At 52.9% G+C, this 25,043-nt stretch carries 18 protein-coding genes, 3 tRNA genes, 3 rRNA genes and 1 riboswitch; of the genes, 19 read left to right on the forward strand and 5 right to left on the reverse strand.

The features are described 5' to 3' along the window. Positions 1 to 220 precede the first annotated feature (220 nt). Positions 221 to 1,372, reverse strand: a complete 1,152-nt coding sequence (gene argE / locus LH23_RS05745; protein ID WP_034808745.1) for an acetylornithine deacetylase — start codon at positions 1,370 to 1,372, stop codon at positions 221 to 223. Positions 1,373 to 1,558: 186 nt separating this feature from the next. Between argE and argC the strand changes: the two genes are divergently transcribed. The 5 genes from argC to oxyR all read left to right on the forward strand — a co-directional run bounded on the left by argC (position 1,559) and on the right by oxyR (position 7,216). Then, positions 1,559 to 2,563: an N-acetyl-gamma-glutamyl-phosphate reductase gene (gene argC / locus LH23_RS05750; protein ID WP_039289187.1), complete on the forward strand. Its 1,005-nt coding sequence runs from the start codon at positions 1,559 to 1,561 to the stop codon at positions 2,561 to 2,563. A gap of 16 nt (positions 2,564 to 2,579) precedes the next feature. Beyond that, the gene (argB, locus tag LH23_RS05755) at positions 2,580 to 3,356 is read left to right on the forward strand and encodes an acetylglutamate kinase (RefSeq protein WP_139827415.1); all 777 of its coding nucleotides are present in this window, start codon (positions 2,580 to 2,582) and stop codon (positions 3,354 to 3,356) included. A 30-nt stretch (positions 3,357 to 3,386) separates the two neighbouring features. After that, a complete protein-coding gene (locus LH23_RS05760) occupies positions 3,387 to 4,604 on the forward strand; it encodes an argininosuccinate synthase (RefSeq protein ID WP_039289189.1) in 1,218 nt (405 codons plus the stop codon). Positions 4,605 to 4,682: 78 nt separating this feature from the next. Beyond that, positions 4,683 to 6,056, forward strand: coding sequence for an argininosuccinate lyase (gene argH, locus LH23_RS05765; protein ID WP_039289190.1), 1,374 nt, complete (start codon positions 4,683 to 4,685; stop codon positions 6,054 to 6,056). A 242-nt stretch (positions 6,057 to 6,298) separates the two neighbouring features. After that, complete coding sequence (gene oxyR, locus LH23_RS05770) at positions 6,299 to 7,216, forward strand: DNA-binding transcriptional regulator OxyR (RefSeq protein WP_039289191.1); 918 nt, start codon at positions 6,299 to 6,301, stop codon at positions 7,214 to 7,216. Here the strand turns inward: oxyR and sthA are convergent. Next, positions 7,199 to 8,599 (reverse strand): Si-specific NAD(P)(+) transhydrogenase, encoded by a 1,401-nt coding sequence (gene sthA, locus LH23_RS05775; RefSeq protein WP_039289192.1) that lies wholly within the window; start codon positions 8,597 to 8,599, stop codon positions 7,199 to 7,201. The genes oxyR and sthA overlap by 18 nt on opposite strands. Positions 8,600 to 8,795: 196 nt before the next feature. Between sthA and fabR the strand changes: the two genes are divergently transcribed. Together fabR and LH23_RS05785 are read left to right on the forward strand one after the other, a co-directional pair. Continuing rightward, positions 8,796 to 9,437, forward strand: a complete 642-nt coding sequence (gene fabR, locus LH23_RS05780) for an HTH-type transcriptional repressor FabR (RefSeq protein WP_039289193.1) — start codon at positions 8,796 to 8,798, stop codon at positions 9,435 to 9,437. An 11-nt stretch (positions 9,438 to 9,448) separates the two neighbouring features. After that, positions 9,449 to 9,805, forward strand: a complete 357-nt coding sequence (locus LH23_RS05785) for a YijD family membrane protein (protein WP_039289194.1) — start codon at positions 9,449 to 9,451, stop codon at positions 9,803 to 9,805. Positions 9,806 to 9,845: 40 nt separating this feature from the next. Here the strand turns inward: LH23_RS05785 and trmA are convergent, their stop codons facing one another. After that, positions 9,846 to 10,946 (reverse strand): tRNA (uridine(54)-C5)-methyltransferase TrmA, encoded by a 1,101-nt coding sequence (trmA, locus tag LH23_RS05790; protein ID WP_039289195.1) that lies wholly within the window; start codon positions 10,944 to 10,946, stop codon positions 9,846 to 9,848. Between the two features lie 124 nt (positions 10,947 to 11,070). Further along, positions 11,071 to 11,259: riboswitch (cobalamin riboswitch) on the forward strand. A gap of 68 nt (positions 11,260 to 11,327) precedes the next feature. Between trmA and btuB the strand changes: the two genes are divergently transcribed. From btuB to LH23_RS05830, 8 genes are all read left to right on the forward strand, one after another. Then, positions 11,328 to 13,169: a TonB-dependent vitamin B12 receptor BtuB gene (gene btuB / locus LH23_RS05795; protein WP_039296407.1), complete on the forward strand. Its 1,842-nt coding sequence runs from the start codon at positions 11,328 to 11,330 to the stop codon at positions 13,167 to 13,169. Then, entirely contained in the window at positions 13,114 to 13,965 is an 852-nt protein-coding gene (murI, locus tag LH23_RS05800; protein ID WP_071842697.1) for a glutamate racemase, read from the forward strand. Before btuB ends, murI begins: the two co-directional genes overlap by 56 nt. A gap of 374 nt (positions 13,966 to 14,339) precedes the next feature. After that, positions 14,340 to 15,881 (forward strand): 16S ribosomal RNA (locus tag LH23_RS05805). 85 nt (positions 15,882 to 15,966) lie between these two features. After that, positions 15,967 to 16,042 (forward strand) — tRNA-Glu (locus LH23_RS05810). A 212-nt stretch (positions 16,043 to 16,254) separates the two neighbouring features. Next, positions 16,255 to 19,161, forward strand: a 23S ribosomal RNA gene (locus LH23_RS05815). A gap of 99 nt (positions 19,162 to 19,260) precedes the next feature. Next, a 5S ribosomal RNA gene (gene rrf / locus LH23_RS05820) occupies positions 19,261 to 19,376 on the forward strand. The 16S, 23S and 5S rRNA genes sit together here with 3 tRNA genes alongside, the layout of an rRNA operon. Positions 19,377 to 19,431: 55 nt before the next feature. After that, positions 19,432 to 19,508, forward strand: a tRNA-Asp gene (locus LH23_RS05825). A gap of 51 nt (positions 19,509 to 19,559) precedes the next feature. Beyond that, positions 19,560 to 19,635: transfer RNA gene (locus tag LH23_RS05830), tRNA-Trp, on the forward strand. A 78-nt stretch (positions 19,636 to 19,713) separates the two neighbouring features. On the opposite strand, the gene hdfR is transcribed toward LH23_RS05830, so the two are convergent. Then, positions 19,714 to 20,538, reverse strand: a complete 825-nt coding sequence (gene hdfR, locus LH23_RS05835; RefSeq protein ID WP_039289197.1) for an HTH-type transcriptional regulator HdfR — start codon at positions 20,536 to 20,538, stop codon at positions 19,714 to 19,716. A 119-nt stretch (positions 20,539 to 20,657) separates the two neighbouring features. Here hdfR and LH23_RS05840 point away from each other — a divergent pair, with 119 nt between their 5' ends. Further along, entirely contained in the window at positions 20,658 to 20,996 is a 339-nt protein-coding gene (locus LH23_RS05840; protein WP_039289198.1) for a DUF413 domain-containing protein, read from the forward strand. Positions 20,997 to 21,020: 24 nt separating this feature from the next. On the opposite strand, the gene LH23_RS05845 is transcribed toward LH23_RS05840, so the two are convergent. Further along, the gene (locus LH23_RS05845; protein ID WP_039289199.1) at positions 21,021 to 22,541 is read right to left on the reverse strand and encodes a YifB family Mg chelatase-like AAA ATPase; all 1,521 of its coding nucleotides are present in this window, start codon (positions 22,539 to 22,541) and stop codon (positions 21,021 to 21,023) included. A 353-nt stretch (positions 22,542 to 22,894) separates the two neighbouring features. Here LH23_RS05845 and ilvL point away from each other — a divergent pair, with 353 nt between their 5' ends. From ilvL to ilvM, 3 genes are all read left to right on the forward strand, one after another. Continuing rightward, positions 22,895 to 22,993 (forward strand): ilv operon leader peptide, encoded by a 99-nt coding sequence (gene ilvL, locus LH23_RS23320; protein ID WP_071530467.1) that lies wholly within the window; start codon positions 22,895 to 22,897, stop codon positions 22,991 to 22,993. Positions 22,994 to 23,133: 140 nt separating this feature from the next. Then, entirely contained in the window at positions 23,134 to 24,780 is a 1,647-nt protein-coding gene (ilvG, locus tag LH23_RS05850) for an acetolactate synthase 2 catalytic subunit (protein WP_039289200.1), read from the forward strand. Continuing rightward, positions 24,777 to 25,034 (forward strand): acetolactate synthase 2 small subunit, encoded by a 258-nt coding sequence (gene ilvM, locus LH23_RS05855; RefSeq protein ID WP_016538957.1) that lies wholly within the window; start codon positions 24,777 to 24,779, stop codon positions 25,032 to 25,034. Before ilvG ends, ilvM begins: the two co-directional genes overlap by 4 nt. Positions 25,035 to 25,043 lie beyond the last annotated feature (9 nt).

A 25,043-nucleotide genomic window follows, 5' to 3' on the forward strand; every position in this document is an offset into this window, starting at 1 on the left:
TCTATTATGTAACTTAATTTCACCCGTGAAGGTTCAACACCGCCTTTTATAAAGCCACGTCATAAACCATTCGTCAATTGCTACGAAATCGTTTCAGCAAACGAGGAAATGACGCGAATTTATGAAATTTAATTACCAACTTCGCTCATAAGCATTTCTTATAGGAATAGCGATTATTCCAGATTAAAAAGGGGGTAAAACCCCCTTTTACCGCGATTAATTAATGCCAGCAAAAATGATGTACTACCTGAGTAATTAACTCCCGGGTTGGCTTGATGAAGCGGGTATCAATGTATTCATCCGGCTGGTGCGCCTGGTTGATGGAGCCTGGACCAAGCACCAGCGTTGGGCACACAGTCTGGATAAATGGTGCTTCAGTGCAGTAGTTCACCACTTCCGTTTGCGCGCCGAGCAGTTTCTCAACGACCTGCACGAGCTGGTGGTCCGGCGGGCATTCGTAGCCTGGAATCGGCGGATGAAGTTCAGAGACCGTCAGGCGGCCAGGCCAGCGCTGGCTTACGGGTTCTAATGCTTCAGTCAGTAAACCGTTCAGATCGTTTAATGTCATGCCCGGCAGTGGGCGAATGTCCATGTGAAGTTCGCAACATGCACAAATGCGGTTTGCCGCGTCGCCGCCGTTAATGTGCCCGAGGTTGAGGGTTGGATACGGTACGGTGAAGGCATCATGGTGATAGCGATCTTTCAGGGTATTGCGCAGCGTGAGGATATGGCCGATGGCATCATGCATCAGTTCAATAGCGTTGACGCCGCGCGCGGGATCGCTCGAGTGGCCGGACTGCCCCAGAATACGAATGGCGTTAGACAAGTGGCCTTTGTGCGCGCGTACCGGCTGTAAAGATGTTGGCTCACCGATGATCGCGCAGTCCGGGCGCAGTGAGGTTGTTTCAGCGAAATAGCGTGCACCCGCCATGGTGGTCTCTTCATCGGCGGTGGCCAGGATGTAGAGCGGTTTTTTCAGGGTTGTCACATCCACGTCGCGCAGCGCATCCAGAATGAACGCGAAAAACCCTTTCATATCGGCAGTACCCAGGCCGTAAAGCTTGTTGTCGTGCTCGGTCAGGGTAAACGGGTCCCGCGTCCAGCGGCCATCGTCGAACGGCACGGTATCGGTGTGCCCCGCCAGCAGCAGGCCGCCAGCCCCCTGGCCACTGCTCGCCAACATGTTGAATTTATTGCGAGTGCCTGGCACTGGCTGAATTTCGACGTTAAAACCGAGGTCGCGGAACCAGCCGGCCAGTAAATTGATTAAAGACTCATTGCTTTGATCCAGCGCGCTGTCGGTGGCGCTGATGGAAGGTGTCGCGATCAGGGCGCGGTAGATCTCGATAAAAGGCGGTAATTTCATCTTCACTGTTGACAGGCCTTAGGTTAGGATAGTATCAATATTCATGCATTAATTGTGAATAAAAATACAATAACGTTGAGCGTAAAGGAACAGTTAAGCGTTCCGGTGAATAAAAAACCACGCTAACGGACGTGGGTGAAAGCGTCAGGCTGGCACTCTGAGCAGACCGAAAAGACAAGGTGAACGACCCAGATGTTGAATACGCTGATTGTGGGTGCAAGCGGTTATGCAGGCGCAGAGCTTGTAAGCTATTTGAATCGCCATCCTGATATGAACATAACCGCTTTGACGGTTTCAGCGCAAAGTTCAGATGCAGGAAAATTGATATCTGATTTGCATCCGCAGTTAAAGGGCATTGTTGATCTGCCATTGCAGGCGATGTCCGACATCAGCGAGTTCAGCGAAGGCATGGATGTGGTGTTCCTCGCCACCGCCCACGAAGTCAGCCACAACCTGGCCCCGCAGTTCCTGGCGGCAGGCTGCGTGGTGATCGATCTCTCCGGCGCGTTCCGCGTTAACGACGCGGCGTTCTATGAGCGTTATTACGGTTTTACTCACCAGCATCCTGATCTGCTGGAAAAAGCGGTTTATGGCCTGGCCGAATGGCAGGGCGCTGCGCTCAAAGAGAGCAATTTAATCGCCGTGCCGGGCTGCTACCCGACGGCGTCTCAGCTGGCGCTGAAGCCGCTGATCGACGCCGATCTGCTGGATTTGAACCAGTGGCCGGTGATCAACGCCACCAGCGGCGTCAGCGGTGCCGGGCGCAAGGCCGCGATTTCCAACAGCTTCTGCGAAGTCAGCCTGCAGCCTTATGGCGTGTTTAATCACCGTCATCAGCCAGAAATTGCCACCCATCTTGGCGCGCCAGTGATTTTCACCCCGCACCTCGGCAATTTCCCGCGTGGCATTCTGGCGACGATTACTTGCCGCCTGAAAGCTGGCGTTACACAGCAGCAGATCGCGGAGACGTTTACCCAGGCCTACGGCGACAAGCCGCTGGTTCGCCTGTACGAAAAAGGCGTGCCGGCGCTGAAAAATGTGGTTGGCCTGCCGTTCTGCGACATCGGCTTTGCCGTGCAGGATGAGCATCTGATTGTTGTTGCCACCGAGGATAACCTGCTGAAAGGTGCCGCGGCGCAGGCAGTGCAGTGTCTTAATATTCGTTTTGGCTTCGCCGAAACGCAGTCCCTTATTTAACCGTCGGTCGGGTGAAATGATGAATCCTTTAATTATCAAATTGGGCGGCGTGCTGCTGGATAGCGAAGAAGCGCTGGAGCGCCTGTTTACCGCGCTGGTGAATTACCGTCAGTCCCATCAGCGTCCGCTGGTGATTGTCCACGGTGGCGGTTGCCTGGTGGATGAGCTGATGAAAAAGCTGGCGCTGCCGGTGGAAAAGAAAAATGGCCTGCGTGTGACGCCTGCCGACCAGATTGACATTATTACCGGTGCGCTGGCTGGCACGGCCAACAAGACGCTGCTGGCCTGGGCGAAGAAGCATGGCATTAACGGCGTTGGCTTGAGCCTTGGCGACGGAGATAGCGTCACTGTGACCCAGCTTGATGAAGCGCTTGGCCATGTTGGTCTGGCTAAGCCGGGTTCGCCAAAACTGATTAATACGCTGCTGGAAAATGGATTCCTGCCGATTGTCAGCTCCATCGGTGTGACCACTGAAGGCGAGCTAATGAACGTCAATGCGGATCAGGCGGCAACGGCGCTGGCCGCAACGCTCGGCGCGGATTTAATCCTGCTCTCTGATGTGAGCGGTATCCTGGACGGTAAAGGTCAGCGCATCGCCGAGATGACAGCGGCCAAAGCTGAGCAGCTGATTGAGCAAGGCATTATTACCGACGGCATGATTGTGAAAGTGAATGCGGCGCTGGATGCGGCCCGTACCCTGGGGCGTCCGGTGGATATTGCCTCGTGGCGCCACGCGGATCAGCTACCCTCTTTATTCAACGGTGTGGCTATCGGCACCCGGATTCTGGCATAGACAAAGAATAGTTTTAACAAGGACAAGACAATGCAAAATCACGGCATCAAAAAAATCGTTCTCGCATACTCTGGCGGCCTCGACACTTCAGCCATCATTCCATGGCTGAAAGAGAACTACGGCGGCTGCGAAGTGGTCGCCTGTGTGGTGGATATCGGTCAGGATCGTGAAGATCTGAAAGGCGTTGAGCAGAAAGCGCTGCGCTCCGGGGCGTCTGAGTGCTACGTGGTCGATGCGCGTGAAGAGTTTATCAGCGACTATGTTTACCCTGTGCTGCAGACCGGGGCGCTGTATGAAGGCAGCTATCTGCTCGGCACTTCTATGGCACGTCCGCTGATCGCTAAAGCGCTGGTGGATGTGGCGAATAAAGTGGGCGCAGATGCGCTGTGCCACGGTGCAACCGGTAAAGGTAACGACCAGGTGCGTTTTGAATCTACCTGGGCCGCGTTGGCTCCTCACTTGAAGGTTGTTGCCCCGTGGCGTGAGTGGAACCTGCGTTCCCGTGAAGCGCTGCTCGACTACCTGAAAGAGCGTGATATCCCGACGACTGCCTCGCTGGAAAAAATCTACAGCCGTGACGAAAACGCCTGGCATATTTCTACCGAAGGCGGCGTGCTGGAAAGCCCATGGAATGCCCCGAACAAAGACTGCTGGGTGTGGACCGTTGACCCGCAGGAAGCGCCGGATCAGGCTGAGCAGGTCACTGTGACCGTTAAGCAGGGCAAAGTTGTGGCCGTGAACGGGGAAGCGATGAGCCCGTTCAAGTGCCTGGAAACCCTGAACGCTATCGGGGCTAAGCACGGTATTGGCCGTATCGATATCGTTGAAAACCGTCTGGTGGGTATTAAGTCTCGTGGTTGCTATGAAACTCCAGGGGGCACCATTATGATGGCTGCGCTGCGTGGCGTTGAGCAGCTGGTGCTGGATCGTGACTCTTTCAAATGGCGTGAGCAGTTGGGTCTCGAAATGTCCTACGTCGTGTACGATGGCCGCTGGTTTGCACCGCTGCGTAAATCTCTGCAGGCATCTGCCGAGTCGCTGGCGGAAGAAGTGAACGGTGAAGTTGTGCTGCAGCTGTACAAAGGCCAGGTGACGGCGATTCAGAAAAAATCCCCGAACAGCCTCTACAGCGAAGAGTTTGCGACCTTTGGCGAAGATGAAGTTTACGATCACAGCCACGCGGGCGGCTTTATCCGTCTGTTCTCGCTCTCTTCCCGTATCCGTGCGTTGAACGAACTTAAGAAGTAATTTTTTACCCTCACGTGTTCCCAGACCGGGAATGCGTGAGGGGCAAACGAATATCAATATGATGAATGGAGCATGACTATGGCACTTTGGGGTGGGCGTTTTACTCAGGCAGCCGATCAACGGTTTAAGCAATTCAATGACTCTTTACGCTTTGACTATCGCCTGGCTGAGCAAGACATCGTAGGTTCTGTCGCCTGGTCCAAAGCGTTGGTCACCGTGGGTGTGCTGACTGAAGCTGAGCAACAGCAGCTTGAGCAGGCCCTGAAAGTCTTGCTGGAAGAAGTGCAGGTTAACCCGCAGGCTATTCTGGAAAGCGATGCGGAAGATATTCACAGCTGGGTGGAAGGCAAGCTGATCGATAAAGTCGGTGCGCTGGGTAAAAAACTCCATACTGGCCGTAGCCGCAACGATCAGGTCGCCACCGACCTGAAACTGTGGTGCAAAATGCAAATCAGCGAACTGCTGGCAGCTACCCGCCAGGTGCAGCAGGCGTTAATTGAAACAGCTGAAGCTAATCAGGATGCGGTGATGCCGGGCTATACGCACCTGCAGCGCGCGCAGCCGGTTACTTTTGCGCATTGGTGCCTGGCGTATGTTGAGATGCTGGCGCGCGATGAAAGTCGTTTGCAAAGCACTCTGCAGCGCCTGGACGTCAGCCCGCTGGGCAGCGGCGCGCTGGCAGGTACCGCCTATGAGATTGATCGCGAGCAGCTTGCCGGTTGGTTAGGTTTTGCTTCCGCGACCCGCAATAGCCTCGACAGCGTTTCTGACCGCGATCATGTGCTGGAACTGCTATCTAACGCTTCTATCGGCATGGTTCACCTGTCCCGTTTCGCAGAAGATCTGATCTTCTTCAATACCGGGGAAGCAGGTTTTGTTGAGCTGTCCGATCGCGTGACTTCTGGTTCCTCCCTGATGCCGCAGAAGAAAAACCCGGATGCGCTGGAGCTGATTCGCGGCAAGTGTGGCCGCGTGCAGGGCGCCCTGACCGGTATGATGATGACCCTCAAAGGCCTGCCGCTGGCGTATAACAAAGACATGCAGGAAGACAAAGAAGGTCTGTTCGATGCCCTCGATACCTGGCTTGATTGTCTGCATATGTCCGTGCTGGTGCTGGACGGCATTCAGGTTAAACGTCCTCGTTGCCAGGAAGCGGCTGAGCAAGGCTATGCCAACGCCACCGAGCTGGCGGATTACCTGGTTGCTAAAGGCGTGCCGTTCCGTGAAGCCCACCACATTGTCGGCGAGGCTGTCGTCGAAGCGATTAAACAAGGTAAGGCACTGGAAGCCTTAACCCTTGTCGATCTGCAGAAGTTCAGCGCGGTTATTGGCGACGATGTGTATCCGATCCTGTCGCTGCAGTCCTGCCTCGACAAGCGCGCCGCGAAAGGTGGTGTTTCACCTAAGCAGGTTGCTCAGGCTATCGCTGACGCGAAACAGCGCCTGGTCTAATCCCCTCGAAATTTGAACAAAAAAAAGCGGACATACTGTCCGCTAAAAGTTCACGTTGGCTTTAATAATTCGTCAGGTTCAGAGAACAGAGAGTCTCTGCAGCCGCGCGTCGTTCTGGGGTAAGTCAGAGCGATGCGCCTTGCTGTTGCTGGCTATTATTCACCAACATCGCTTGATAGGGATAATCGTTCGTTGCTATGCTATCTATCGCCATGAACTATCGTGGCGCAGGAGGATAGAGAATGAATATTCGAGATCTTGAATACCTGGTGGCGCTGGCCGAGCACCGCCATTTTCGCCGGGCAGCGGATGCCTGTCACGTTAGCCAGCCGACCCTGAGCGGCCAGATTCGCAAGCTGGAAGATGAGCTGGGCGTTATGCTGCTGGAGCGTACCAGCCGTAAAGTGCTGTTCACCCAGGCAGGTTTGCTGCTGGTGGATCAGGCGCGGACGGTGCTGCGTGAAGTCAAAGTACTGAAAGAGATGGCCAGCCAGCAGGGCGAAGCCATGTCCGGCCCGCTGCACATTGGCCTGATCCCAACCGTGGGGCCTTATCTGCTGCCGCAAATTATTCCTATGCTGCATCAGACCTTCCCTAAGCTGGAAATGTATCTGCATGAAGCTCAGACCCATCAGCTGCTGGCGCAGCTCGACAGCGGCAAGCTGGACTGCGCCATTCTGGCGCTGGTAAAAGAGAGCGAAGCGTTTATTGAGGTGCCGCTGTTTGATGAGCCGATGGTGCTGGCGGTTTATCAGGATCACCCGTGGGCGAACCGCGACCGCGTGCCGATGTCCGATTTGGCCGGTGAAAAGCTGCTGATGCTGGAAGACGGGCATTGCCTGCGCGATCAGGCTATGGGCTTTTGCTTTGAAGCGGGCGCGGATGAAGATACCCATTTCCGGGCAACAAGCTTAGAAACGCTGCGTAACATGGTAGCTGCAGGAAGTGGCATCACGCTTTTGCCAGCCCTGGCCGTGCCGCATGAGCGCCAGCGCGACGGTGTGGTTTATCTGCCGTGTTATAAACCAGAACCGCGTCGTACCATCGGCCTGGTTTATCGTCCGGGGTCACCGCTGCGTAGCCGCTATGAGCAGCTGGCAGAGGCCATCCGCACGCAGATGGATGGCCATTTCGACTCAGCGTTAAAACAGGCGATTTAAGCCGTTAAGCGCCGCTACCCGGTAGGCTTCCGCCATTGTTGGGTAGTTAAAGGTGGTGTTAACGAAGTACTCAATGGTGTTACCGCCACCTTTCTGCTCCATAATCGCCTGGCCGATGTGAATAATTTCGGCCGCGCGCTCACCAAAGCAGTGGATCCCCAGAATTTCTTTCGTCTCACGGTGGAACAGAATTTTCAGCGTCCCGATGTTCATACCCACGATTTGCGCCCGCGCGAGATGTTTAAACTGCGCCCGGCCCACTTCGTAAGGCACTTTCATCGAGGTCAGCTGTTGTTCTGTTTTGCCCACGGAGCTGATTTCTGGAATGGTGTAGATGCCGGTTGGAATATCTTCAATCAGATGCCCCGTGGCTTCCCCTTTCACCAGCGCCTGAGCGGCGATACGACCCTGATCGTAGGCTGCTGAAGCCAGACTTGGGTAGCCGATAACGTCACCCACCGCGTAAATATGCGGCAGCGCGGTCTGATACATGCTGTTGACCTTGATCAGCCCACGGCTGTCCGCTTCCAGACCGATATTTTCCAGCGCCAGTGAATCTGTATTCCCGGTACGTCCGTTGGCGTAAAGCAGGCAATCCGCCTTCACTTTTTTGCCGGACTTCAGAGAAACAATCACGCCGTCGTCCACGCCTTCAATCTTCTCAAACTCTTCGTTGTGGCGAATAACCACACCGCTGTTCCAGAAGTGATAGGAGAGCGAATCCGACATTTCCTGATCGAGGAAAGCCAGCAGGCGATCGCGAGTGTTGATCAGATCAACTTTGACGTTCATCCCGCGGAAGATCGACGCGTACTCACAGCCGATCACCCCGGCACCATAGATGATCACATGGCGCGGTTCGTGATGCAGGCTGAGAATGGAGTCGCTGTCGTAGATACGTGGGTGGGTAAAATCAACTTCTGGCGGGCGGTAAGGGCGAGAACCGCAGGCGATCACAAATTTCTCGGCGGTGTAGGTTTCGACCGACCCATCGTGGCACAGAAGCTCGACAGTGTGCTCATCCACAAAGTGTGCATCGCCCTGCAGCATCTCGCAGCGGTTACGCTCGTAAAAGCCCTGGCGCATGCGGGTTTGCTGGTTAATCACGCTGTCGGCGTGGTTCAGGATGTCGGCAAAAGAGGAGCGGAGAAGGTGAGTGTGGTCGCTGTATAACGGGTTTTGATTGAATTCAATAATGCGGCTGACGGCGTGGCGGAGGGCTTTCGAAGGGATGGTGCCCCAATGGGTGCAACCGCCGCCGACATTGTGGTAGCGCTCAATCACCGCTACCCTGGCTCCTTGTTTCACCAGCCCCATGGCGGCACCTTCGCCTCCGGGACCGGAACCAATCACTATTGCGTCATAATCGTAGGTTTGTGGCATGGTAAGGCTTACCTGTTTTTATACATAAAGGCAACACGATGGTAACATCAACCAGGAATTTCCCCAATTCTCGTTGTGCTTTTTCCCGCCTGGGCAGGTCAATGTTCCGTAAACAATCATTCACAATACACTATAAAAGCGGTAGCTTGATTCTCTGATATAGTTCCAGCTCTGTTTGAAGGATTCAGGCAATATGATGGGTGTAAGAGCGCAACAAAAAGAGAGAACCAGGCGTTCTTTAGTCGAGGCAGCATTTAGCCAGCTAAGCGCCGAAAGAAGCTTTGCCAGCCTGAGCCTGCGTGAAGTTGCCCGCGAAGCCGGTATTGCGCCAACGTCATTTTATCGCCATTTCCGCGATGTTGATGAACTCGGTCTTACAATGGTAGACGAAAGTGGCCTGATGCTGCGGCAGTTAATGCGGCAGGCGCGGCAGCGCATCGCCAAAGGCGGCAGCGTGATTCGTACCTCAGTGTCAACGTTCATGGAGTTTATCGGCAATAACCCTAACGCTTTCCGCCTGTTGCTGCGTGAACGTTCGGGCACGTCTGCGGCGTTTCGTGCCGCAGTTGCTCGTGAAATTCAGCACTTCATCGCGGAACTTGCCGACTATTTAGAACTCGAAAATCGCATGCCTCGCAGCTTCACCGAAGCGCAGGCGGAAGCGATGGTCACGATTGTGTTTAGTGCAGGTGCCGAAGCGCTGGACGTTGATATTGAACAGCGTCGTCAGCTCGAAGAGCGACTGGTGTTGCAGCTACGTATGATCTCGAAAGGGGCGTACTACTGGTATCGCCGGGAACAAGAAAAAATGGCACTGGCTCATTTATCCGAAGAGTGAAGGAACGAGCAATGAAACAGTTACAAGATAGAGGTACGCTGGCGCTGGCGTTTATCGCTGGTCTGTCGATTAACGGATCTTTTGCCGCGCTGTTCAGCTCGGTTGTTCCGTTCTCGCTATTTCCTATTATCGCTCTGGTGCTGGCGGTTTATTGCCTGCATCAGCGCTATCAGAATCGTACGATGCCTGTTGGGTTACCGAGTCTTGCGGCGGCCTGTTTTGTGTTAGGCGTGCTGCTTTTTAGCTCAGTCGTTCGCGTTGAATACCCGGCGATTGGCTCTAACTTTATCCCTTCGATTCTGTCGGTGGTTGTGCTGTTCTGGATTTTGTTTAAAGTTCGCTCCCGCAAATCAGAAGCGGCTGAGTAATCCCGATAAAAAGTAAAAAGGACGCCTTGGCGTCCTTTTTCTATTTACGCGTGAGCAGTACGCCGCATTCCATGTGATGCGTGTACGGGAACTGGTCAAACAGCGCGAGGCGGGTGATGTTGTGAGTCTGGGATAATGTCTCCAGATTTTCGCAAAGCGTTTGTGGATTGCAGGAGATATAAAGGATGTGCGGGTAGGCCTGCACCATTTTTACCGTGTCAGCATCCAGGCCGCTGCGGGGCGGATCGACAAAAATGGTTTCGCACTGATAGCTTTTGAGATCGATTCCCTGCAGGCGGTTAAACTCCCTCACGCCGTTCATTGCCTGGGTAAACTCTTCCGCCGCCATGCGGATGATCTGCACGTTCTCAATATTGTTGGCCGCGATGTTGTACTGTGCCGCAGCCACGGACGGTTTAGCGATTTCGGTCGCCAGCACGCGGTCGAAGTTGCGGGCCAGCGCCAGCGAGAAGTTGCCGTTCCCGCAGTAGAGCTCCAGCAGGTCGCCGCTTGAATTTTCTGTCGCGCTCAGTGCCCATTCCAGCATCTGAATATTCATGGCCGCGTTTGGCTGAGTAAAGCTGTTCTCAACCTGGCGGTAAATCATCTCTTTACCGGCAACCGGCAGGCTTTCGTCGATAAAATCCTGGTCCAGCTCAATTTTGGTTTTCGTCGCGCGGCCAATTAGGTGCACGTTAAAACCACGGGCACGCAGACTGTCGCGCAGCGCCTCGGCATGCTTTTGCCATTCATCATCCAGTTTGCGGTGGTAGAGCAAAGACACCACAGCCTGATTGCTCAACGTCGTCAGGTAGTCAATCTGGAAAAGCTTATGGCGCAGAGCGGGAATATCGCGGACGCCGTCCAGCATGGCGGGCATCAGAGCGTTGATAAGCTCGCTGGCCGCCGGGAAACTGTTGACCCTGATGCGGCTTTTGGTCTGCTGATCGAACATGATGTGATACAGGTCGTCACCTTCATGCCAGATGCGGAACTCAGCTCGCATGCGGTAGTGGCTTACCGGTGAGCGGAATACCTCCGGGGCCGGTGCGGCAAAAGGCGCCATCATGCCTTCGAGGCGAGTGACTTTTTCCGCCAGTTGCGCGTCGTACTGATCTGTCGGGAGGTGTTCAGGGGTCATGGCTAGCCATCCAGTCGGTCAATGAATACAAACTACGCGGCGATTGTAGGGATTCGACCCGGGATGTCCAGCCCGATCGCGTTAAGAAGTTCAGCCGGAAGTCTGGACATCCATATAAGCCTAACGGTAGCATGGCTTTTCCGGCCTCCTGAGAGTTAAAAGGGAACCCAGTGTGATTCTGGGGCTGACGCGCAGCGGTAAGGAACGGCAAGATGAACGCATTATGCAGACACTGCTTTCTTATATAAGCGGGAAGTCCTCATCTTAATTAAGCCTCCAAGCCCGAAGACCTGCCGGAACGACGTCGCAAGTGATATGGCTATCGCGTGCTATTTGCCATATCTGCGGCATCCTATTCGAAAGCGGATGCTTATATAAATGATGATAAAGAAGGTTTCGCTGTTGACGGCTTTGTCCGCAACGGCTTTTTCAGTTTGGGCGCAGGACAGCAATACTGACAATACCCTGGTAGTGACTGCAAATCGTTTTCAGCAACCCCTGGAAACCGTACTTGCGCCGACGTCGGTGGTTACGCGTGAAGATATCGACCGCTGGCAGTCAAAATCTCTGATGGACGTGATGCGCCGCCTGCCGGGGGTAGATATTGCGCAAAGCGGTGGCCTTGGTCAGCTCTCCTCCGTATTTATTCGTGGGACCAACTCCAGCCATGTGCTGGTCCTGATTGACGGCATCCGTCTGAATCAGGCCGGGGTGACCGGCTCTTCCGATCTCAGCCAAATCCCAGTCTCTCTTGTGCAGCGCGTAGAGTACATCCGTGGGCCTCGTTCAGCTGTCTATGGCTCTGATGCTATTGGCGGGGTCATCAACATTATCACTACTCGTGATAAAGACGGCACAACGCTGACGGCGGGAGTGGGCTCAAACGGCTACCAGAACTATGACGCTAGCACACAGCAAAAGCTGGGGGATAACACTCGCGTGACTCTGGCTGGCAACTATGAGTACACCAAAGGCTTTGACGTTGTGGCTGATGGTAATACCGGCGGCCTGCGTCAGCCCGATCGCGACGGCTTTATGAGTAAATCTCTGTATGGGGCGCTTGAACACAACTTCTCTGAGCAATGGAGCGGTTTTGTACGTGGCTACGGTTATGATAACCGCACGGCCTATGACGGCAGCAGCTATATCCCCGGCGTGCTGGTGGATACCCGTCAGCTTTACAGCCAGACATGGGACGCGGGGCTGCGCTTTAATAACGATATCTTCCATTCGCAGCTGATCTCCAGCTACGGACACAGCAAAGATTACAATTTCGATCCTCGCCTGGGTCGCTACGACTCAAGCGCTACTCTGGATGAAATCAAGCAGTACAACCTGCAATGGACGAACTCCGTCGATGTGGGGACAGGGAATATTGGCGCAGGCGTCGACTGGCAGAAACAGAGTACTGAGCCAGGCACAAACTATGTGACTGACGGCTACGATCAGCGTAATACCGGCGTTTATCTGACGGCGTTGCAAAAGGTGGGTGATTTCACCTTTGAAGGCGCCGCGCGTAACGATAACAACTCAGAGTTCGGTAATCACGGTACCTGGCAGAGTAGCGCCGCATGGGAATTCGTTGAGGGGTATCGCTTTATTGCCTCCTACGGTACGGCCTTTAAGGCGCCAAACCAGGGGCAACTGTTTGGCTTCTACGGGAACAGAGATCTGAACCCAGAAGAAAGCCGTCAGTGGGAAGGGGCATTTGAAGGGTTAACTTCCGGCGTGAACTGGCGCGTTTCGGGTTATCGCAACCTTGTTGATAACCTGATCGACTTCAACAGCGGGACGAATAGCTATTACAACGTCGGCAAGGCCAACATCAAAGGCATTGAAGGGACGGCTTCCTTTGATACCGGGCCCGTGCAGCACAGCGTTAGTTATGACTATGTTGATGCTCGCAATGGCCTGACCGATGCGCCGTTGGCGCGTCGCGCTAAACAACAGGTGAAGTACCAGCTTGACTGGGCGCTCTACGATCTGGACTGGAGCGTAACTTATCATTACCTGGGCTCACGCTACGACACCGATTTCAATACCTATCAAACCGTGAAAATGGGCGGTGTCAGCCTGTGGGATGTTGCCTTGTCGTATCCAGTCACGTCACAGCTGACCGTTCGTGGTAGAATAGCTAACCTGTTCGATAAAGATTACGAGACGGTTTATGGCTACCATACTGCAGGACGGGAATACTACTTGTCTGGCAGCTACACCTTCTGATGCACATCCCACCGTGCTGGTTTTTGACTCCGGCGTTGGTGGGCTGTCCGTCTACAATGAGATTCGGCAGCTTCTGCCGGATCTTCATTACATCTACGCCTTCGATAACGTGGCGTTTCCTTACGGCGAAAAGAGCGAAGAGTTTATCGTCGACCGGGTGGTCTCAATAGTGACTGCTGTCCAGCAGCATTATCCTTTAGCCCTCGCTGTTATTGCCTGTAATACTGCAAGCACTGTTTCCCTCCCTGCTTTACGCGAAAAGTTCGACTTCCCTGTTGTTGGCGTTGTGCCTGCTATTAAACCGGCTGCGCGTTTGACGACAAATGGGGTTGTGGGTCTGTTGGCCACACGCGGCACGGTCAAGCGTCCTTATACCCACGAGCTTATCTCCCGATTTGCTACCGAATGCAAAATTGAGATGCTGGGTTCTGCCGAACTGGTGGAGCTGGCTGAGGCGAAGCTTCATGGTGAGCCTGTGCCGCTGGACGAGCTGCGTAAAATCCTGCGTCCGTGGTTACGGATGTCGGAGCCGCCGGATACCGTTGTATTAGGCTGCACGCATTTCCCTCTATTACAGGAAGAGCTGCTGGAAGTGTTACCTGAGGGAACGAGGCTGATTGATTCCGGTGCCGCGATTGCAAGGCGTACCGTTTGGTTACTGGAACATGAAGCGCCTGAAGCGGCGTCTGCAGATTCGAATATTGCTTATTGTATGGCGTTTACGCCTGAAACTGCGCAATTAATGCCCGTTTTGCAACGTTACGGCTTTGAAAGGCTCGAAAAACTGGCACTTTAGCGCCATTTTGAGTAAAAAAACGACGCTTGAAAGTTTTTTTCAAATTAGGGGTTGTCAGGCTCTGAGAACTCCCTATAATGCGCCTCCACTGACACGGCGAAGCGGCTTCGAAAGCGGCTTCACAACCCGGAAGTCAGTCAGACGAAAGCGAAAATAAACGCTTGACTCTGAAAGAGGAAAGCGTAATATACGCCACCTCGAGTTAGCAAGCAAAAGCGACTGACTCACTGCTCTTTAACAATTTATCAGACAATCTGTGTGGGCACTCGCAGGATTGATATCTCAGCATCTTCGGATGCAAACAAATATCAAGTCTTGAAGAGTGACTACTGATTTTATAAACAGTTTTAATTCTTTGAGCATCAAACACTTTTAAATTGAAGAGTTTGATCATGGCTCAGATTGAACGCTGGCGGCAGGCCTAACACATGCAAGTCGAGCGGTAGCACGGGAGAGCTTGCTCTCTGGGTGACGAGCGGCGGACGGGTGAGTAATGTCTGGGGATCTGCCTGATGGAGGGGGATAACTACTGGAAACGGTAGCTAATACCGCATAACGTCGCAAGACCAAAGAGGGGGACCTTCGGGCCTCTTGCCATCAGATGAACCCAGATGGGATTAGCTAGTAGGTGGGGTAATGGCTCACCTAGGCGACGATCCCTAGCTGGTCTGAGAGGATGACCAGCCACACTGGAACTGAGACACGGTCCAGACTCCTACGGGAGGCAGCAGTGGGGAATATTGCACAATGGGCGCAAGCCTGATGCAGCCATGCCGCGTGTATGAAGAAGGCCTTCGGGTTGTAAAGTACTTTCAGCGAGGAGGAAGGCATTAAGGTTAATAACCTTAGTGATTGACGTTACTCGCAGAAGAAGCACCGGCTAACTCCGTGCCAGCAGCCGCGGTAATACGGAGGGTGCAAGCGTTAATCGGAATTACTGGGCGTAAAGCGCACGCAGGCGGTTTGTTAAGTCGGATGTGAAATCCCCGGGCTCAACCTGGGAACTGCATTCGAAACTGGCAAGCTTGAGTCTTGTAGAGGGGGGTAGAATTCCAGGTGTAGCGGTGAAATGCGTAGAGATCTGGAGGAATACCGGTGGCGAAGGCGGCCCCCTGGACAAAGACTGACGCTCAGGTGCGAAAGCGTGGGGAGCAAACAGGATTAGATACCCTGGTAGTCCACGCCGTAAACGATGTCGACTTGGAGGTTGTGCCCTTGAGGCGTGGCTTCCGGAGCTAACGCGTTAAGTCGACCGCCTGGGGAGTACGGCCGCAAGGTTAAAACTCAAATGAATTGACGGGGGCCCGCACAAGCGGTGGAGCATGTGGTTTAATTCGATGCAACGCGAAGAACCTTACCTACTCTTGACATCCAGAGAACTTTCCAGAGATGGATTGGTGCCTTCGGGAACTCTGAGACAGGTGCTGCATGGCTGTCGTCAGCTCGTGTTGTGAAATGTTGGGTTAAGTCCCGCAACGAGCGCAACCCTTATCCTTTGTTGCCAGCGGTTCGGCCGGGAACTCAAAGGAGACTGCCAGTGATAAACTGGAGGAAGGTGGGGATGACGTCAAGTCATCATGGCCCTTACGAGTAGGGCTACACACGTGCTACAATGGCGCATACAAAGAGAAGCGACCTCGCGAGAGCAAGCGGACCTCATAAAGTGCGTCGTAGTCCGGATTGGAGTCTGCAACTCGACTCCATGAAGTCGGAATCGCTAGTAATCGTAGATCAGAATGCTACGGTGAATACGTTCCCGGGCCTTGTACACACCGCCCGTCACACCATGGGAGTGGGTTGCAAAAGAAGTAGGTAGCTTAACCTTCGGGAGGGCGCTTACCACTTTGTGATTCATGACTGGGGTGAAGTCGTAACAAGGTAACCGTAGGGGAACCTGCGGTTGGATCACCTCCTTACCTAAAAGATACAACCCGCGTAGTGCTCACACAGATTGTCTGATAGATGTAGAGAAGCAAGGCGTCTTGCGATTGAGACTTCAGTGTCCCCTTCGTCTAGAGGCCCAGGACACCGCCCTTTCACGGCGGTAACAGGGGTTCGAATCCCCTAGGGGACGCCACTTGCTGGTATGTAAGTGAAAGTTGCGTGCCGATATATCTCAAAGCTGACTTGAAAGAGTCATGTTTGAGATATTTGCTCTTTAACAATCCGGAACAAGCTGAAAATTGAAACGACATGTCGTCTCGTTCTTCCGTAATAAAGAATGAGGTTAAGACATGTTCGAGTCTCTCAAATTTTCATAATCTGAAGCGAAACATCTTCGGGTTGTGAGGTTAAGCGACTAAGCGTACACGGTGGATGCCCTGGCAGTCAGAGGCGATGAAGGACGTGCTAATCTGCGATAAGCGTCGGTAAGGTGATATGAACCGTTATAGCCGGCGATTTCCGAATGGGGAAACCCAGTGTGATCCGTCACACTATCATTACGTGAATACATAGCGTAATGAAGCGAACCGGGGGAACTGAAACATCTAAGTACCCCGAGGAAAAGAAATCAACCGAGATTCCCCCAGTAGCGGCGAGCGAACGGGGAGCAGCCCAGAACCTGAATCAGTTTGTGTGTTAGTGGAAGCGTCTGGAAAGTCGCAGGGTACAGGGTGATACTCCCGTACACTAAAATGCACAGGCTGTGAGTTCGAAGAGTAGGGCGGGACACGTGGTATCCTGTCTGAATATGGGGGGACCATCCTCCAAGGCTAAATACTCCTGACTGACCGATAGTGAACCAGTACCGTGAGGGAAAGGCGAAAAGAACCCCGGCGAGGGGAGTGAAAAAGAACCTGAAACCGTGTACGTACAAGCAGTGGGAGCCTCATTTATGGGGTGACTGCGTACCTTTTGTATAATGGGTCAGCGACTTATATTCTGTAGCAAGGTTAACCGTATAGGGGAGCCGCAGGGAAACCGAGTCTTAACTGGGCGTTAAGTTGCAGGGTATAGACCCGAAACCCGGTGATCTAGCCATGGGCAGGTTGAAGGTTGGGTAACACTAACTGGAGGACCGAACCGACTAATGTTGAAAAATTAGCGGATGACTTGTGGCTGGGGGTGAAAGGCCAATCAAACCGGGAGATAGCTGGTTCTCCCCGAAAGCTATTTAGGTAGCGCCTCGTGAACTCATCTTCGGGGGTAGAGCACTGTTTCGGCTAGGGGGCCATCCCGGCTTACCAACCCGATGCAAACTACGAATACCGAAGAATGTTATCACGGGAGACACACGGCGGGTGCTAACGTCCGTCGTGAAGAGGGAAACAACCCAGACCGCCAGCTAAGGTCCCAAAGTCATGGTTAAGTGGGAAACGATGTGGGAAGGCACAGACAGCCAGGATGTTGGCTTAGAAGCAGCCATCATTTAAAGAAAGCGTAATAGCTCACTGGTCGAGTCGGCCTGCGCGGAAGATGTAACGGGGCTAAACCATGCACCGAAGCTGCGGCAGCGACACTATGTGTTGTTGGGTAGGGGAGCGTTCTGTAAGCCGTTGAAGGTGAACTGTGAGGTTTGCTGGAGGTATCAGAAGTGCGAATGCTGACATAAGTAACGATAAAGCGGGTGAAAAGCCCGCTCGCCGGAAGACCAAGGGTTCCTGTCCAACGTTAATCGGGGCAGGGTGAGTCGACCCCTAAGGCGAGGCCGAAAGGCGTAGTCGATGGGAAACAGGTTAATATTCCTGTACTCGGTGTTACTGCGAAGGGGGGACGGAGAAGGCTATGTTAGCCGGGCGACGGTTGTCCCGGTTTAAGCATGTAGGCGGGAAGTTTAGGTAAATCCGGACTTCTGTTAACGCTGAGGTGTGATGACGAGGCACTACGGTGCTGAAGTAACAAATGCCCTGCTTCCAGGAAAAGCCTCTAAGCATCAGGTAACATTGAATCGTACCCCAAACCGACACAGGTGGTCAGGTAGAGAATACCAAGGCGCTTGAGAGAACTCGGGTGAAGGAACTAGGCAAAATGGTGCCGTAACTTCGGGAGAAGGCACGCTGTCGTTAGGTGAAACGATTTACTCGTGGAGCTGAAGGCAGTCGAAGATACCAGCTGGCTGCAACTGTTTATTAAAAACACAGCACTGTGCAAACACGAAAGTGGACGTATACGGTGTGACGCCTGCCCGGTGCCGGAAGGTTAATTGATGGGGTTATCCGTAAGGAGAAGCTCTTGATCGAAGCCCCGGTAAACGGCGGCCGTAACTATAACGGTCCTAAGGTAGCGAAATTCCTTGTCGGGTAAGTTCCGACCTGCACGAATGGCGTAATGATGGCCAGGCTGTCTCCACCCGAGACTCAGTGAAATTGAAATCGCTGTGAAGATGCAGTGTACCCGCGGCAAGACGGAAAGACCCCGTGAACCTTTACTATAGCTTGACACTGAACATTGAGCCTTGATGTGTAGGATAGGTGGGAGGCTTTGAAGCGTGGACGCCAGTCTGCGTGGAGCCAACCTTGAAATACCACCCTTTAATGTTTGATGTTCTAACGTAGACCCGTGATCCGGGTTGCGGACAGTGTCTGGTGGGTAGTTTGACTGGGGCGGTCTCCTCCTAAAGCGTAACGGAGGAGCACGAAGGTTAGCTAATCACGGTCGGACATCGTGAGGTTAGTGCAAAGGCATAAGCTAGCTTGACTGCGAGAGTGACGGCTCGAGCAGGTGCGAAAGCAGGTCTTAGTGATCCGGTGGTTCTGAATGGAAGGGCCATCGCTCAACGGATAAAAGGTACTCCGGGGATAACAGGCTGATACCGCCCAAGAGTTCATATCGACGGCGGTGTTTGGCACCTCGATGTCGGCTCATCACATCCTGGGGCTGAAGTAGGTCCCAAGGGTATGGCTGTTCGCCATTTAAAGTGGTACGCGAGCTGGGTTTAGAACGTCGTGAGACAGTTCGGTCCCTATCTGCCGTGGGCGCTGGAGAATTGAGGGGGGCTGCTCCTAGTACGAGAGGACCGGAGTGGACGCATCACTGGTGTTCGGGTTGTCATGCCAATGGCATTGCCCGGTAGCTAAATGCGGAAGAGATAAGCGCTGAAAGCATCTAAGCGCGAAACTTGCCCCGAGATGAGTTCTCCCTGACTCCTTGAGAGTCCTGAAGGAACGTTGAAGACTACGACGTTGATAGGCTGGGTGTGTAAGCGTAGCGATACGTTGAGCTAACCAGTACTAATGATCCGTGAGGCTTAACCTTACAACACCGAAGGTGTTTTAGAGAGAAGTAAATTTTCAGCTTAGTTCAGGATTTAGTTGATGGTTATATAAAAATATAACGGTCAATAAACAGAATTTGCCTGGCGGCCGTAGCGCGGTGGTCCCACCTGACCCCATGCCGAACTCAGAAGTGAAACGCCGTAGCGCCGATGGTAGTGTGGGGTCTCCCCATGCGAGAGTAGGGAACTGCCAGGCATCAAATTAAGCAGTAAACCGGGGCAACAAACCGGTGATTGTAAAAAAATTCGGTGGAGCGGTAGTTCAGTCGGTTAGAATACCTGCCTGTCACGCAGGGGGTCGCGGGTTCGAGTCCCGTCCGTTCCGCCACTTATTAAAATTAAGCCTGCTATTTAAGCAGGCTTAATAGTAGAAAAATTTAGGGGCGTAGCTCAGTTGGTAGAGCACCGGTCTCCAAAACCGGGTGTCGCGAGTTCGAGTCTCTCCGCCCCTGCCATATATAATCCTTTGCTTAGGCAAAGGATTTTTTTTATCCAAAATTCCTCTCCTTTTTGTTCATTGCTATAAAAGCGCATTACTGCGCTATTAATGGCGTCTTCAATAATTCTTTAATAATGCTCTGCTTATCCGTGTTTTGTAACCAAACAGCATACAACGGTCTGGAAAGCGTTGTACTTTCGGGGACAGGCCAGATCCCGGGTTGTTCTTTTGCCCATTCAATCGGTAAGAAGGTACAACCGTTAAGTTCAGATATCAGCTTGCAGGCTACTTTTGCTGAACTGGTGGTTAGTACAGGGATATCATCACTCCCAATGAGCTCGGCCTCATGCTGGTGAAAATCTGCCCCCCACTCGATACGTAAATAGTTGAGTGAAGTTTTACGGCTTTCTGCAGCAGGACCATAAAGCGCCATGCTGAAGTAACCTAGCAACTGGCTGGCAAATTCATCCATTTTGGGCGCTTCAGTGGTGAGCAATAAATCCAGCTGGCGTTCATGAAGCTGTTTAACGAGCGACTGCCGTTGTGCAATTCGTGCTTCGAACTGCAGGCCATTATGCTGTTGATAAAGCGCAACTAGCCATTCAGAAAGCATGCATTCCCAAAGTGATGCGCTGGCACCAAGTGTGAGCTGATTATGCTGAGAAGTATGTGATACCTCTTTTTTTGCTGCTAACCACGTATTCATCAGATTTTCTGCGTAGGGCAACAGGCGCTCTCCGGCAGTTGTCAGCCGTATGTTATTGCGATGGCGGGTAAAAAGGTTTACGCCCAGCTGATTTTCGAGCTGTCGGATGCGAAAGCTTACCGCAGACTGCGTCAAATAAAGTGCTTCTGCAGCGCGTCCAAAGTGCCGTGTTCTGCTAACTTCCAGGAAGGTTTTAAGTAATTCTGTGTCCACGCCTTACTCCAAAAAATAATTTGTCGTTATGATTTAAATGTTTTGTTTTACACTCTGTCAAGCGTAACTAATACTCCGCGCCATAAATAGCTCGGCCAAGAAAATCAGGAGCGTGTAGGATGGCGGAAAGCTTTACGACGACTAATCGGTTTTTCGACAATAAACATTATCCACGTGGGTTTGCTCGTCATGGTGATTTCACCATCAAAGAGGCACAGCTGTTAGAACGTCACGGTTTTGCGTTCAATGAGCTGGATCTCGGCAAGCGCGAACCAGGCACTGAAGAAGAAGTGCAGTTTGTTGCCGTATGCCGTGGTGTGCGCGAGCCTGCTACTGAAGCGGAACGTGTCTGGAGCAAGTACATGGCGCGTATCAAACGCCCAAAACGTTTTCATACTCTGTCTGGCGGCAAACCGCAGATGGATACGGTTGAAGACTACAGCGATAGTGATGATTAAAAAATGGGGCGAAAGCCCCTTTTTTTATTCCGCAAGCCTGTGCAAATGCAGGAGCAGTCGATCAATTGTGCGATAGCTGAGTGCTTCCTGGAGATGTACCCGGGTAATGCTCTCGCAATGCTCGATATCCGCAATAGTACGGGAGACTTTCAGGAGACGTTGCCATGCCCTGACCGACAGGCCCAACTTGAGCAATGTTTCTTCGAGCCAAACTGCATCACCTGTCACAAGAGTACAGTGTTCGCGGATCTCATGATTGCTAAGTCGGGCATTTAGCTTACTCTGCCGGCAGAGTTGTCTGTTACGTGTCTCCATTACCCTCGTTCTTATTACCTCGCTCTTTTCTTCATCATGATTTGTTTTGCTCAGCATTCCTGCCGGAAGAAGCGGGATATCCACTGAGAGATCGAAACGGTCGAGAAAAGGACCTGAAAGCCGATTCATATAGCGTAAAGTCTGCTGGGGTGTGGCACGGTTATGCTTGCCCTCATAGTGCCCTGTGGGGCTGGGATTCATCGCCGCGATGAGCTGAAAATCCGCGGGGTAGGTAATTTTTGCTCGTGTGCGAGAGATATGAATCTCGCCTGATTCAATAGGTTCCCTGAGCGAGTCCAGCACGCGGCGTTCAAACTCAGGTAATTCATCCAGAAATAATACGCCGTTGTGCGCCAACGAAATTTCCCCTGGCTGCGGGATAGCTCCGCCACCCACGATGGACGTTAGAGAAGCGCTATGATGCGGAGCTCTGAACGGACGCTGGCGCCAATGGCGATGGAGATGCGAGGATTGTACCAGGCTCAGAATAGCTGCGCTCTGTAGTGCTTCAGCATCGTTCAAAGGAGGAAGGAGCGTATTAAGCCGGCTTGCCAGCATGGTTTTGCCCGTTCCTGGTGGGCCTATCAGTAACAGGTTATGCCCGCCAGCCGCCGCAATTTCCAGGGCTCGTTTTCCCAGGCTTTGCCCAATAATCTCGTTCATGTCTTCTTTGTTATCCGCTTGCCACAGTGCAGGGCTAACCGGGGTGCGGAGATCGTGCTTTCCTTCCAACCAGGCGCATACTTCGGTCAGATGCGTGGCTACAAAGCAGCCCGGTTTAGCGATCAGGCCAACTTCTTCTTCATTTTCTGCGGCAACCACAACTTCTCGTCCCGCATTCAAAGCCTCCATAGCGGATGATATGGCCCCGGAAACCCCACGTAGTTCCCCCGTTAGCGCGAGCTCGCCGATAAACTCAAGCTGGGCCAGCTTGGGCGTACTTAGCTGCTCAGAGGCAACCAGCAGCGCCAGAGCAATCGGTAAATCATATCTGCCACCTTCTTTAGGAAGATCTGCCGGGGCAAGGTTAATGGTGATTTTACGCGCCGGAAATGTGTAGCCACTGTTGATCAATGCACTTCTGACCCGATCCCGGGCTTCTCTCACGGTAGTTTCAGGCAGGCCGACAAGCGTAAGCCCGGGTAAGCCAGCACTGATATGTACCTCAACCGTAACCTGTGGGGCGTGAACGCCGAGTGCTGCTCTGGTGTAGACAACCGACAGTGACATTTTTCCTCCGCGAAAAACTTCATTCTGCCGTGCCAATAAAAGATTAAATATTGTTCTTTTAATTCACCAGGAAGCATCTTCCTGACTTTTTTATCCGCTTTCTTTTTTACAGATCTGGCTGCGAAGTCGATCGCAGAACAATAACTTTTTACTGGTATTACGCAGAAAATAGCCTCAGCAGACCCGTTTTATGAATTATTTTCACTTTCTCGTTATCCACTGAAATTAAATAGTTTTTATGCTAATTAATTTCAACGATGATCTTTTCGTCATAAAAAAATATTGTGCTTTACGTCCACTCTGTGATAACTCTGTAGGCATTACTTCGAACTAGACGTTAGAACATACAGAAAATGACAGCCCTTCTACGAGTGATTAGCCTGGTCGTGATTAGCGTGGTGGTGATTATTATCCCACCGTGCGGGGCTGCACTTGGAGAAAGAAAGGCTTAAAAATCAAGCCTGAATCGAAAAGAACCCCCGCACCGAAAGGTCCGGGGGTTTTTTGTTGACTGAAGAATGTGAAGCGAGGAACAGAGTATGTGTTGCAGAATAAAATGCTGTTTCTCCGGTAATGAGGCGGGGAACTAACTATGAATGGTGCACAGTGGGTAGTACATGCGTTGCGAGCGCAGGGGGTTGAAACAGTTTTCGGTTATCCTGGCGGCGCGATTATGCCGGTGTACGATGCGTTGTACGACGGTGGTGTGGAACATCTACTGTGTCGCCATGAACAAGGTGCGGCCATGGCGGCCATTGGTTATGCCCGCTCAACCGGCAAAACCGGTGTGTGTATTGCCACTTCAGGCCCCGGCGCGACCAACCTTTTGACCGGTCTTGCTGACGCACTTTTAGATTCTGTTCCCGTTGTTGCCATCACCGGCCAGGTGGCCGCGCCTTTGATTGGGACTGACGCCTTCCAGGAAGTTGACGTCCTCGGTCTGTCGCTTGCCTGCACCAAACACAGTTTCCTCGTCGAATCCCTTGATGAACTGCCGCGTGTCCTTGCCGAGGCATTTGAAATTGCTAATGCTGGCCGCCCGGGCCCCGTTCTGGTCGATATTCCAAAAGATATTCAGTTGGCTATCGGTGAGCCTGAGGCCTGGTTATCTGCCGTTGAAGATGATGCAGACCTGCCGTTTGCTGAATTGCAGCAAGCCCGTGAAATGCTCGTTCAGGCCAAAAAGCCTATGCTTTACGTTGGCGGCGGCGTAGGGATGGCGCAGGCAGTTCCGGCGCTTCGCGAATTTATTTCCGTAACTGGAATGCCTTCCACAGTCACCCTGAAAGGGCTGGGCGCAGTGCCGGCCGATGATGCGTTTTATACCGGTATGCTGGGGATGCACGGTACCAAAGCGGCAAACCTCGCCGTTCAGGAATGCGATTTGCTGTTGGCCGTTGGCGCCCGTTTCGATGACCGCGTCACCGGGAAGCTGAATACCTTTGCTCCGCACGCCAAAGTTATCCACATGGATATCGATCCTGCGGAGCTGAGCAAGTTACGCCAGGCGCATGTTGCGTTGCAGGGGCCGCTGAACCAGCTTTTACCTGCCTTACAACAGCCGTTGCACATTGCTTCATGGCAGCAGCATATCGCGGCCCTGAACGAAGAACACCAGTGGCGCTACGATCATCCGGGCGAGGCTATCTATGCCCCCCTGCTGCTGAAGCAACTCTCTGAACGCAAATCAGCTGAAGCTGTTGTGACCACCGACGTAGGCCAACATCAGATGTGGACCGCACAGCACATGACCTTCACCAGCCCGGAGAACTTCATCACCTCCAGCGGACTTGGCACGATGGGCTTTGGTTTACCTGCCGCCGTTGGCGCTCAGGTGGCAAGGCCGGAAGATACGGTGATCTGCGTCTCCGGCGATGGCTCTTTCATGATGAACGTTCAGGAGCTGGGCACCATCAAGCGCAAGCAGTTGCCGGTCAAAATCCTGCTGCTCGATAACCAACGTCTGGGCATGGTGAGGCAGTGGCAGCAGCTGTTTTTTGAAGAGCGCTACAGTGAAACGACCCTGACCGACAACCCCGATTTCCTCACGCTGGCCAGCGCCTTTGGCATTCCAGGCCAGCACATCACCCGTAAAGACCAGGTAGAAGCCGCGTTAGACGCCCTGTTGAACAGCGACGGCCCGTACATGCTTCACGTCTCGATCGATGAGTACGAAAACGTCTGGCCGTTGGTACCGCCCGGTGCCAGTAACTCGCAAATGCTGGAGAAATTATCATGATGCAACATCAGCTCGCAGTGCAGGCTCGCTTCCGCCCGGAAACGTTAGAACGTGTTTTACGCGTCGTGCGTCATCGTGGCTTCCAAATCTGCGCCATGAATATGGCCGCGGCGGGGAATACCGACAATATTAATATTGAATTGACCGTTGCTAGCCTGCGGCCAGTCGAATTACTGTTTACTCAATTAAGCAAGCTGGTTGACGTTGCCTGCGTTGAAATCCAGCAACCAACATCACAACAAATCCGCGCCTGAGCGCAAAAG

It is taken from the genome of Cedecea neteri (assembly GCF_000758305.1).
Classification (GTDB): Bacteria; Pseudomonadota; Gammaproteobacteria; order Enterobacterales; family Enterobacteriaceae; genus Cedecea; species Cedecea neteri_C.